General features: G+C 50.5%; 7 protein-coding genes. 2 read left to right on the forward strand and 5 right to left on the reverse strand.

Going from position 1 to position 12,579, the window contains the following annotated elements:
• Positions 1 to 201: 201 nt before the first annotated feature.
• The 4 genes from ACKFKH_RS30380 to ACKFKH_RS30395 form a co-directional block, all read right to left on the reverse strand.
• The gene (locus ACKFKH_RS30380; RefSeq protein WP_446862115.1) at positions 202 to 2,016 is read right to left on the reverse strand and encodes an ABC transporter substrate-binding protein; all 1,815 of its coding nucleotides are present in this window, start codon (positions 2,014 to 2,016) and stop codon (positions 202 to 204) included.
• Between the two features lie 39 nt (positions 2,017 to 2,055).
• A complete protein-coding gene (locus ACKFKH_RS30385; RefSeq protein ID WP_446862116.1) occupies positions 2,056 to 3,891 on the reverse strand; it encodes an ABC transporter substrate-binding protein in 1,836 nt (611 codons plus the stop codon).
• Between the two features lie 45 nt (positions 3,892 to 3,936).
• Positions 3,937 to 5,619 carry an ABC1 kinase family protein gene (locus ACKFKH_RS30390; protein ID WP_446862117.1) on the reverse strand — a complete coding sequence of 561 codons (1,683 nt, stop codon included), beginning with the start codon at positions 5,617 to 5,619 and terminating at the stop codon, positions 3,937 to 3,939.
• Positions 5,620 to 5,784: 165 nt separating this feature from the next.
• Positions 5,785 to 7,839, reverse strand: coding sequence for a GAF domain-containing protein (locus ACKFKH_RS30395; RefSeq protein ID WP_446862118.1), 2,055 nt, complete (start codon positions 7,837 to 7,839; stop codon positions 5,785 to 5,787).
• A gap of 307 nt (positions 7,840 to 8,146) precedes the next feature.
• On the opposite strand from ACKFKH_RS30395, the gene ACKFKH_RS30400 reads away from it, so the two are divergent.
• Positions 8,147 to 9,886, forward strand: coding sequence for an ATP-binding protein (locus tag ACKFKH_RS30400; RefSeq protein ID WP_446862119.1), 1,740 nt, complete (start codon positions 8,147 to 8,149; stop codon positions 9,884 to 9,886).
• 64 nt (positions 9,887 to 9,950) lie between these two features.
• Here ACKFKH_RS30400 and ACKFKH_RS30405 read toward each other — a convergent pair whose 3' ends face one another.
• On the reverse strand, positions 9,951 to 10,184 hold the full coding sequence (locus ACKFKH_RS30405; protein ID WP_446862120.1) for a hypothetical protein: 234 nt from the start codon (positions 10,182 to 10,184) through the stop codon (positions 9,951 to 9,953).
• 145 nt (positions 10,185 to 10,329) lie between these two features.
• On the opposite strand from ACKFKH_RS30405, the gene ACKFKH_RS30410 reads away from it, so the two are divergent.
• A complete protein-coding gene (locus ACKFKH_RS30410) occupies positions 10,330 to 12,477 on the forward strand; it encodes a flavin-dependent dehydrogenase (protein ID WP_446862121.1) in 2,148 nt (715 codons plus the stop codon).
• Positions 12,478 to 12,579 lie beyond the last annotated feature (102 nt).

A 12,579-nucleotide genomic window follows, 5' to 3' on the forward strand; every position in this document is an offset into this window, starting at 1 on the left:
AGTTCATTAGATCTCAACTTCTGACCTTTGACACAATTTATTTTACAATCCCTCTAGCAAGTCCAGCACGATGCTTTTCTAGTCATCCGCAAAGTTTCAAGCTTAAAACAGAATTCTCAATCTATCAGAGCCACGATCACAGGTTGCATCACTCAAAGCCCTACTTTCATCCCTCCTCCCTCCTCCCTCCTCCCTGTCTTCTCATCCTTCATCCCTAATTCTCAGTTCTTCGATATTCCAAAGTCCCCAACTGGGCAAACCTGAATACTTGAGACCCTGGACTCGATCGCGCACCACCATCAACGCCGAGTCATTCACCAGATGAATCACAGGTAGCTGTTCCTGCACTATTTTTTGAAACTGCGCGTAGATTTGTTTGCGTTTCTCAAAGTCGAGTTCTCTGGCCCCGGTGATAAAGAGGCGATCGATTTCTTTTTCCCAATCGTTGGCTTCCCAACCTTGAATCGGGGACTGTCCGGGTTGCTGCTTTAAGTTAAAAGAATGCGAACCGCCCCCACTCATCCAAAGATTAGCGCTGCCGTGAGGCTCGACCCCCCCTGTAAAACCAATCATGTGAACGTCCCAATCGCGAGTGCTGGAGATCTTGTCGGTCAGCGTGTTGAAGTTGATCGGGTTAAAGTCTACTTGAATGCCAATCTTGCTGAGATCTTGTTTAACCTGTGCCCCGATCGCTTCTCTCACCTTATTCCCTGCATTGGTGTTAAACGTAAAACGGACTCGATTACCCTCAGCATCTATCAACTGCCCCTGAGCGTTGTATTTAAACCCCGCCCCTTTGAGCAGTTCTCGCGATTTGTCAGGGTTGTAGTTATAGACCTTTAAGCCCTCCTTGGGAGATAGAAAGAACGGACTCTGAACGGTGATGGGCGAATTTTGAATCGTGCCCAAGCCGCGAAAAATATTGTTGTTGATGCGATCGCGATCGATGCCATAGGCCACCGCTTGCCGAAACGCCAAAGTATTAAACCAAGCCGACTTAATCGGATCAACGACTGGCTTCCCTTTTTGATCCCGTGCCTTGTTGAGGTTAAACGCCATGTAGAGAGTGCCTGACCACGCGCCCCCGTTTTTGACCTCAAAGCTGCCCCGTTTCTCTTCGCGCTTGAGCAGTGAGAAGTATTCAGGACGCAGCGGCCGAGCGTCTCCCATCGCATCCAGATCGCCCGATCGAAATCTCAAAAGCTGGGTATCTACATTCTCAACAAACTGCCAGATAATGCGATCGACATACGGTAATTGTGTCCCCTGCTCATCTTTGCGCCAGTAGTAAGGATTGCGTCGATAAACGAGCCGCTGCCCTCCGGTAAAGCTCTCCATCTGATAAGCCCCGTTCACCACTAGTTTCGTTGGGTCAGTATCCGTGCCCCAGGTTGAGAGAAATTTAGGATTGCCGTCCTTGCCGATCGCCTTCACGGTCTCCCCCAGAATGTGCTTCGGCAAAATTACTACATTGTCAGGTGCCCCAGTCATCACACTCAACAACGGCGCAAACGGCTCCGGCAATGTGAAATCGACGCGCAGATTATCCAGCTTGCGAACCGTCGGAAACTCTCCCTTCACGCCAATTTTTAGCGCGTCCTTCCAGTCAGTAGGAATCTTAGGGTCAAAAATTGTCTCAAACGTAAACACTACATCATCCGCCGTCAAAGGCTGACCATCCGACCACTTCAGCCCCTCACGCAGCTTGAAGATCACATCTTTGCGGTCAGTCGAAATTGTCCACGACTCCGCCAGCGCAGGCTTGATCTCGCCCGTCACCCCATCTTCCTGCGTCAACCCTTCAAAGCAAAAGAGCGAAATATTCGGAAACTCCTGGATCAATGCCGGGTTAAACGTTTTGGGATCATTGAGCGTACTCAAAACTAATTGCGTCCCCTGCGCCGCTTGACTCCTCAAGTCTGTCGAACTGCACCCCCCGATCGTCCACAAAACAGCGATCGCCCAGATGACACACAACCCTCTGCGAAAGCGATCGCCCAAAAGAACCTTTCTCATGCTGATGATTAATTTAGTGACTCTTGACACCCTTCTACATCACTCATCCACCGTTCGCAATTCTCGAATGTTCCACAGCGCATCGCCTAGCTCTGGGTACTCAACCTTTTGAATCCGATCGCGCACCGCCGCCAACAACAACCCATTCGCCAACGGAATCCAGGGCAGGTACTCCTGAGAAAGTTGCTGAGTTCTCGCGTAGATGGCTTTACGCTTGGTTTCGTCTAGTTCTTGTGACCCTTCAATATACAGGCGACTGATTTCAGCCTCCCAGGGCGCGATCACCCGACCTTCGATCGGACGACTCGGCGTACTCGGCGCATTAAAGCTATGAGAAGACCCTTCGGTAGACCAGACGTTGGTGCCACCGTGCGGATCGCGTCCACCGCCTCCCATCAAAATCAAGTAACAATCCCAATCGAGCGAGTTGTCAAGCTTGTCAAGCATTAAGTTGAAGTTGATCGGGTTCAAGTCTACCTGAATGCCTAACTTACTGAGATCCTGCTTAATCTGAGCCGTCATCGCCACCCGAAACGTATTCTCAGCGTTGGTCATCAGCGTAAACCGGACTCGATTGCCGTCTGCATCCAACAATTGCCCCTGGGGATCGTATTTGAACCCAGCTTCTTTCAAAAGCTCCTTTGATTTTTGAGGCTCATAGTTATAAACCTTCAGTCCCTTTTCGGGTGGAAGAAAGAACGGACTTTGAGAAATGATCGGCGAATTTACCAGAACCCCAACGCCGCGATAGATATTGTTGACGATTTTCTGACGATCGATCCCATAGGCCACCGCCTGCCGAAACTTCACATTATTAAACCAGCGAGACTTAATTGGATCGACGACTGGCTTCCCTTTACGCCGCCCCTGATTTAGATTAAACGCGATGAACGTCGTTCCAGGACGCGGGCCGCCCACATGCAGCGTAAATTTCCCCCGCTTCTCTTCCTGCTTCAACAAAGGAAAGTCTTCCGGGCGAAGCGGTTCGATCGCGTCAGGGCCACCTGAGCGAAATTGCAGCAGTGAAAGATTCTGGTTTTCGACCGCAGACCAGACAATCCGCTCAACATAAGGCTGCTGGTTGCCTTGATTATCTTTGCGCCAATAATAAGGGTTGCGCCGAAAGATCACTCGCTGACTCGTCACATACTCATCCAGCGTGTAAGGGCCATTACAGATAATCTTCTTCGGGTCTGTCCCCGTGCCCCAGGTGGTGAGAAAGAGCGGATTGCCCTCTTTGTCCTTCTGCGTCACCGTCTCTCGCAAAATGTGAGCAGGCATAATCGGCAAGCCCGTACTATTTCGCAAAAAAGGCGCAAACGGTTCCGGTGTCGAAAACTCAACGCGACGATCGTCCAGCTTTTTCACCGTCGGCAACTTTCGCGCTTTGCCAATCCGCAACACATCCTGAATGTCAGTCGGAATCTTAGGATTGAGGTAAATATCCTGATAGGTAAAGACCACATCATCCACCGTCAGCGGCTCCCCATCCGACCACTTCAACCCCGGACGCAGCGTAAACACCACCTGCTGCTTATTGTCCGAAATCGTCCACGACTCCGCCAGCGCAGGTTCTAGCTCTCCGGTTAACGCATTTTCGCCGATCAGTCCTTCATAAATGTAGCCAAACACATTGGGACTCTCATTACTCAGCGCGAAGTTAAACGTCTTGGGATCGCCAATCTGACTTTCCACAATCTGAGACACCTGAGCCGCCTGCGTTCGATAATCTTGCGGATCACAACCCGTAAGCGCCATCGCCAGGAGAATGATCCCCACCAGCCAAAACCGCCGAAATTTTTTAGAGAAAGAAACCATAGCGCCGCGTGCAAAAAGGTCAACGATCGGAACTGCCAGCCATCTCAAAGCAGGCATCCTGAATCCTTTCTACACCCTACCGCGATTTTATGGGGGACTTTTTTAACCTGCCAAGCGATCGAGCTTCTCCCGAATCGCCAACCGAATCAAAGACTTCAATAAAAACGTGCCCGACACGCCCGCCAGCACAAAGGCCGCGATCGCCCCACCCGAATACGCGCCTCCCACCAGCAAAACCGTCCCTGATAATGCAGAAAAGCCCGTCACACAGGCATATAGCAACGCCTTCACAGCCAGCCGCAGCGTTTTGAGGTGGCGATCGCTCTCCACAGACTGCACCCGAATCTGCAATTCTCCTTGCTCCAAGCGGGCTTCTAACCGCCGTAGCGCCTGTTCTGTAGCGTTGGGCTTGTTGAGTTGAAACGTTAAATAGCCTTTTGCCTGCCGCGCCAACTCGCCCAACCCACTGCCCTGTCTCGGAGACGCGACCACAAGACTAGTCACAAAGGGCTTTGCGGCTACCAGCAGGCTATATTGCGGATCAAGCTCCCGCGCCACCCCATCCAGCGTTGTCAACGCCTTGATAATAAACGTCATCTTAGCGGGAAGGCGAAAAGGCTGCTGCTCAAACAGCGTATACATCTCACCGCGCAAACTCTTAAAATCCTGAACCTCGATCGGCCGCTCAGTGAAGCGATCGACCAAAAATCCTACCACTCGCTTGATCGGGGTCATGTCCGTCACCGTTTCGATCAAGCCCATATCCACTAGCGTATGGACGACTTCATCTGTGTCCTTCTTCAGCACAGCAAAAAACGTCTTGACCATTTGATCGCGGTTGAGCGGCTGCACCTCTGACATCATGCCAAAATCGTAGAAAACCAGCCTGCCGTCTTGAGTCACCGCCATATTACCAGGATGGGGATCAGCTTGAAAAAAACCATCCTGCAACAGTTGCTTAAGATAAGCGCAAATACCCAGATGATTGATTTCCTTGGGATCAATGCCGATCGCCTCCAAACTTTGGCGATCGTTGACTTTGATTCCAGGCACATATTCCATCGTCAACACTCTTTGAGTCGTGTAACGAGGATAAACTTTGGGAACCACAATGCGCGGATGATCCGCAAAATTATGGCGAAAGCGATCGGCGTTCATCGCTTCTTGAATGTAGTCCGCTTCTTTCCACAAAATGTCCGCAAACTCGCCGTAAATCGCATCCAAATCGTACTGTCGGGCACTCGGAAAGTAGCGCGTACTCCACCTCACCAATCGACTCAAAACCTGTAAATCAAGCTTGAACAGTCGATCCAACCCCGGACGCTGCACCTTCACCACCACTTCTTCGCCCGTGTGCAGTCGGGCCCAATGTACCTGTCCCAGACTTGCCGCGGCTAAAGGAACGCGATCGAACTCTCGATAAAGCGTTTGTAACGAACTTCCTAATTCTGATTCAATAATCGCGATCGCGTGATCTGCCCCAAACTGCGGAACTTGATCTTGAAGCTTTGTCAGCGCGTTCACGTACTCGATCGGCAGCAAATCAGCCCGTGTAGAGAGGGCCTGCCCGATCTTAATAAAGGTTGGCCCTAGATCGAGCAGCGTTCCCGCTAACCATTGAGCGCGACGGTTACGATGTTGGGGCGATCGGTCTGCAACGTTGCGATCCCACCACAGGTTAAAGGCAAATTTGGCTGCCGACACCGAAATATCCACCTGTCTGGCCAGGGGAGAGTAGTTTTGCTGTTGCCAGCGGAGAGAATGGGGTGTCGCAGTTTGTAACATAACTTCAGGGTATTATACCCAGTCTTCCCCGACAAAACAGGAAAGCCTCAATACACTTACTAAATCGTCAAGAATGGCTTGATAGAATTCGCCGAGAAAGGTCGTCAGAGTCCATCTGGGAATATCTACTGATTCCTCAATCAAAACTACGGATCAAGCAGCGATTTATTCGACGATCTCAAGATTTTGGGGCAGCAACACGGTGAAGCAAGTTTCGTGATGACCCTCAGAGGGAATGCTCGTCGCCGCGATCGTCCCATTCAAATGCTGCACCAGACTCTTCACCAACGCCAGCCCCAATCCTGTACCCGGAACCGCATTCTGAGTCATCCCTTGACAGCGACGGAACTTCTCAAAAATATGGGGTAGCTCTTCTTCTGAGATGCCAGGCCCATAGTTTGACAGGGTGAATGCAATTTGCTGACCCGTTTGCTGAGTCACCTTCAGCGAAACTGTGCTGTTGGGGTCAGAATACTTGCCTGCATTGGTCAATAGTTCCAAAAGAATCCGGTTGAGGCTAGACAAATCGGTGTTGAGATTGAGCGATCGCTTGGGTAGATCGACCTCCAGATTCAAACCTTTGAGTCCCCAACGCTGATAGAAAGGCTGTGTCAGATCGCTGACGACCTGCTTGAGATCGACCTTTTGAAGCTGAATCGGAACCTGCTTAGTCTCCAGTTCTTGAAGTGCCAGCAGATCATTGATCAAATTAGTCTCTTGAGCGCACTGCTGTTCCAAAATGTTGAGATATTGAGTGCGACGATCGGTTGGCAACTCCGCTTCTCGCAGCATTCGGATTGCCAACATCATGCTGGTTAATGGAGTACGCAGTTCGTGGCTCAAGGTGCTGAGAAATTCATCCATTCGCTGGTTCATTTCTCGCAGCTTTTCGATCTGCCTGCGCGTAACCTCATACAGTTTGGCCTGAAGCTCAAGGCTTTGTTGAAGTTGGGCCGTCCGCTCTTCGACCAGAGATTCTACTTGACGCAGCGTCTCAGTCTGGATGATGGCTGAACTGATTTGAGCGCTCACCAATTCAGCAAGCTCGATCTCATCAGGCTGCCAGGTTCGAGGCTGGTCATGTTGTAGGGCAATGAATCCTAACAGTTTGTTTTTGCTTTCGAGGGGCACCAACAGCAACGCAGGCATCTGGGCGGGGTCAAAAATGGGAGCGATCCCCGTCGATTCGATTTGCGGCGGAAACTCATGGGCATCACTAAACGTCAAAGCCCCAGAAGTGCTGCTGATAGCGTGTTCACAGAGGACACATTCTGAAACCCAGAAAGATTGACTGACTGGAGTTTCGGCGAGAGGAGATAGTTCTAGGTTGTTCGCCCGCTCCACTTCTTGCCGCCATTCACACTCTACGATCACTCTGGCTCTAGAAACGCGATCGACACTTGATCGAATGCTGTGTCGCGGGTCCCAATACTTTAACCGCAGCACAAACCCTCGTTTGACTTGAAGCGCTTGAGCCGTGCCATCAACGGCCAACTTGAGAATTTTGGGGAGATCTACGCAGTCCTGAATCGACATCGTGAGGCGACGAATCAGCGACTGATACTGGGCTTGCTTAAGAACTTGCTGCTGGAGTAAAACTTGGGAGATTGCAGCGGCAACTTGATGGGAGGTCGTATTCAACGTTGCTACCTCAGCGTCTGACCAGGAGTGGGGGAGCGATCGCAGCAGGATGACCACGCCATTCACCTGACCTTGAAAACGAGTCTCAACAGCCATCACGGCTCGAAAAGGCAGCGTTTGCCAGGTGGAAGTGACCTCACTAGTTTGTAAATCAGAAATGATGAAGCCCGAATTTGTAAGTGCTGTGTCGGCAATTTCGCAGTAGGGAGTCAAACCTTCAACTCGTGTCGTGTGTTGATCTACAAACCAATGGGCTTGACGCTGAGGTTGATGACTCGCTGAGACAGAGATCAGACAGGCATCTACTGCAAAAGATTCGCCCAAAATCGCTGCAATTTTAGACAGCACGGTCTCTGGCTGCGAACTCGTGACAACAGCCTGGGTTATTTGATGCCATAGCAGCATTTCAGATAGCTGCTGAACGGGTTGGGTTGGGCTTTGATGCACGAGAGCGGGTTCAACCGGATAACTGATGGGTGAAGACTTGCATTCGGAGGGGCAGTCGGAAGGAATGAGAAGACGCTCTTCTCTGGAATGGGCAGGGTCTAGCAAGCGCCCCGCTACTTCTGGCGATTCCATTTTGGATCGCGAAACTCTTGTTTGCATCCTGTGGTCATGCTCATAGTTTCTGAACTGTAGAGTCTCCTCAGCCAAAGCGTGTTTGACCCCACCACTTTACCCGTGAGTGTCGTTAGCTCTCAGATTACAGTGTGCAGAATTTTACGGTATCCGTAATTTCCCTACGATTAGTGATGATCGTTCTCAAAAGCTCCTAAGTTGCACTGAGGAAGTCAGGAATAGCTGAATTTGGAATACGGTGTACAGTATACGGAATGGCGTGTTCTTAGGTCACGATTGATTGCTTTTTGGGGTTGACATAGTACACTTGAACGAACACTTAAGCGATCGCTCTAATCTATCACAACTCTCCTTAGCCAACATGACCTCAGCGCAATCTTCTCTCTCTCCTAGCGTGGTTGGGACGGTGAAAGGCCCCGGTGAAAACGGCAATCAGTATGTTTTCATTACCTCTGACAACCGCTATGTCAAGATCGGAGAGTACGTGTACTACGAGGTTTTGGATGCTAGCGTTCGTCGCAAGATTTTGGGCAAAATTTCTGCACGCCGCTTAATCGATCACCTGCCCGATCGCATCTTCGCCGATACCGAAATCAGTCCGGAGGCGATCGCCGCTCTGGTGGGTTTCACTTACGACAATCCGGAGATCTACGAGGTCGCAGTCGATGTGATTGGCTATTTTGATCCGGGACTGGGCTTTATGAATCCCCGTAAAACCCCTGATCCGGGCGCGAAGGTCTGTCTAGCTGACAATCTAATGCTGCGGCAGGTGTTAAATCGTCGGCAGCCCAAAGACGTTGGCTCAGCTCACATTGGGTCTTTGTTGCTGAGAGAAACGGATGCGGTGCCGATCGCCCTCGATGTCAAGGAGCTAGTCAGCACCCACATGGCGATTTTAGCGGGGACGGGATCGGGAAAATCCTATACGGCAGGCGTTTTGGTTGAGGAATTGATGTTGCCCCACAATCGAGCGGCGGTGCTGATTCTCGACCCTCATGGTGAATACGGCACGCTGACCGAAATGCGAGGACATCCCAAATTTGCCTCAGAAGACGGCTACGCGCCCCAGGTTAAGGTGTTGACTCCCGAAGATATTCGGATTCGCATGTCGTCGCTAGATTATTACGATATCTTGAGTCTGCTGCCAGAAATGAGCGATCGTCAGCAGTCTATTCTCAACAAAGCATTTCGACTGCTGCAAAAGCACAAAAGAGGAGAGCATCGCTGGAGTGTGCAAGATCTCATTGCAGCCGTGCGAGAAGCCGATGTCCAAGAAGATGACGAAGGCAATCTCAAGCAAGGCTCTTCGGCCCCAGCGTTGGAATGGAAACTAGAACGACTGGAGCGATCGCAATATTTCCACACGTTTGAGCATACGGTTAGTCCTAGAGACTTGTTTGAGCCGGGACAGGTGACTGTTTTGCAAATGAATGAGATCAATCAGGAAGAACAGCAGGTGATCTGTGCGGCGGTTTTGCGACAGTCCAATCAGGCTCGCATGAACACTCACCGGGGACTGGTCGAATCCAACGACGAAAACTATCTGCCCTATCCTGTCTTTATTTTGTTAGAAGAAGCCCATCGGTTTGCCCCCGCTAACGAGCCGTCTCGCTGTAAGGCCGTTTTACGAACCATTTTGAGTGAAGGTCGAAAATTTGGGCTAGGGATTGGGCTGATCACGCAGCGTCCCGGCAAAATTGACTCGGATGTCTTGTCTCAATGTATGAGTCAGTTCATCATGCGGATTGTCAACCCGGTGGATCAGGAGAGTCTGAAATATGGCGTAGAGGCGGCAGGGCGAGATTTGCTCAAAGAGTTACCAGCCTTGACCAAAGGACAGGTAATCATATCAGGCGCTTGCGTCAACACTCCCGTTCTCTGTAAGGTGCGGCAAAGATTGACGAAACACGGTGGCGAAACACTCAACGCACCCGAACTCTGGCAAAAACACTTTCAGTCGCATCGAGTCCAAGAACGGACGATCGAAAAGGCTCCCCTTTCCATTCCCCAGAGGGCGCAAACCGTTAGAGGCAGAAGTATCGATTAAAAAGTACTTTTGCTCGTACCCAAATTGCCCGAAGAATTAACGGTTAAGAGGGATTAAGACTCTCTTAAGGAAGTCGCTCCCACGCTTGAGCCACAATCTCACCCAGCCAGCGTCTCTGCGATCGATCCAGCAGCATATCATCTGCCAAAACCTCAGCCATCAGATCCTCTAGAGATTGCCCTTTATCTCGTGCCACCTGGACGACTCCCGCGATCGCCGACGCAATCAGTTCTTCATTGACTGGTTTTTGTCTTAGAGCGGCGATTTCTTGGGGGTTAGCTGGAATAGGATAGTTCATGGCGGGCATTCGGAACACAATGATCTCAGGATCATGAGAGAGTTGTAAAGTTTCGTAATTCGGCTTGAGTATCAGGAGTGTAGCGTATTTTGATCCGCTGTCAACCCCTCCCTCTTGGTAATTTATACGGAGTTCAAATTTTTCGATGAAAGAGATTCTTTATTTAGAGATTCCTACTCCAGATGTCGAGATGGCAAGAGCTTGGCTACAGCAGGAGTATACGCCCGCAGGCGGCGAAAAGGTGCTTACGCCAGAGGGGTTTCGGCTACGATTTTCAACACAGTCTAGTGCCGCTATTCCTGAAAATGACTCAGAGCTATCAATTTTTGTCTGGTCACTTCAGCGCTCCACGTATTTAAAGGTGTTTCGGTGGGCAGGACAGGCGATCGCTGGAGAACAAACCTTTCTCAAACATTTGACTCAAGCTATCCGAACTCGCTTTCCAGAACAGTATCCTGAGCCGCCCAAAATTGATCTGTCTCAGCAATCTATTTTTGAGGCACTTGCGGCAACTTATCCCAAGACCGTCCACTACTTCCAAAAAATGCCCAATGGGGAATATGACCTCACACGGGTCTATTGGTGGGAACAACGCTGGCGTGAAGGCGTGAAGAATCCGCAGGAGCCGAAGCAGGTTTTGTTTCGGGAGGAGAGGAGAGAGGAGAGAGGAGAGAGGAGAGAGGAAAGAGAATCTACCTCAAAGAATGCTCAAAATCCTACTTACGATGTGATTTATGTTGGGGGCGCTCTGGGGATTATTCATGCGGCAGTAATGGCTCGATTGGGGTATCGGGTGCTGTTGATGGAGCGGTTGCCCTTTGGACGGATGAATCGGGAATGGAATATTTCTCGCAGTGAGTTTCAGAGTTTGATTGACCTGGGGCTATTTACGGTGGCGGAGTTTGATCGCGTCATCGCTAGAGAATATGTGGATGGGTTTCATAAATTTTTTGATGCTAACAATCCGCCGCAGTCTAAGGCGCGAGTGCTACATACGCCCACGGTTTTGAATGTGGCGATCGATTCTGACAAACTTTTACGCCTCTGTGGTGAAAAACTGCGCGAGTGTGGCGGCGAAATCTGGGAAGAAACCGAGTTTATCAGTGCCGAAATTGGGCAACATCAAGTCACTATTCAAACAAAACACTTACCCACTCAAGCTGAGAAACCAGTGACAGGACGGCTCCTTGTGGATGCAATGGGAACAGCCTCAGCGATCGCCTGGCAACTCAATGGCGGACGGGCGTTTGATAGTGTGTGTCCCACGGTGGGTGCGGTGATTTCGGATGGTTTTGAGCCAGGCGTTTGGGACTCTCAATATGGCGATGTCCTCAACAGTCATGGAGATATTTCTCGCGGACGGCAACTGATCTGGGAGCTATTTCCCGGTGAAGGAAACGATCTGACGTTTTACCTGTTTCACTATCACCAGGTGCATCCTGACAATCCCGGTTCTCTGCTGGAAATGTACGAGGATTTTTTCACGATTTTGCCGGAATATCGGCGCTGTGATCTTGAGAAACTAGTTTGGCGCAAACCGACTTTTGGCTACATTCCGGGTCATTTTAGTGTGACGAGTCGCGATCGCCGCGTTTCCTTTGATCGGTTGACCGCGATCGGGGATGCTGCTTCTTTACAGTCGCCACTTGTGTTTACTGGCTTTGGTTCTCTTGTCAGAAATCTTTCTCGCCTGACTCACCTATTAGACACCGCCCTCAAACACGACCTTCTCAGTGCCCAACACCTCGATCGCATTCACGCCTATCAGAGCAACGTTTCGGTCACCTGGCTGTTTTCAAAGGGCATGATGGTGCCGACGGGTCGATCGCTGCCTCCAGAGCGCGTCAATGCCATGCTCAACACGTTTTTTGATGTCTTAGCGACCCAGCCTCCAGAGATCGCCGATGCCTTTATCAAAGATCGCGTCACCTGGACACGGTTTAACCGCATGGCGATCGTCGCTGCGCTCAAAAATCCAGCTTTGCTGCTGTGGATCTGGGATATGGCGGGCCCAAAAGATCTACTGCGTTGGTTAGGAAACTATTTTAATTTTGGTTGGAATGCTCTCTTGAGTTGGCTTTTGGCGGGCTGGTTTCCAAAACTTCTGTTTCAGTTTCAGCCCACTTTAGAGAAGCAATTTCCCTCACTCTGGCTCTGGCTTTTATCTCAAGCCTACGCCCTCACCTACGGAATGGGAAAACCCCAGTTCATGCCAAATCCCAAGTTGATGAAAAGCGATCGAGTGGGCGATCGCACCTCCAGAGAGAACCAAATCACCTCACCCATCCGTTAGCAAAAGAGAGGGTTGGATTTCCTTTCATCCCTCTCGCGCAGCGGATTACCCCCAAAGGGGGAACAGATCATCGAAGTTCTCCTTCATTCTTCATTCTTCATC

It is taken from the genome of Phormidesmis sp. 146-20, from assembly GCF_052939475.1.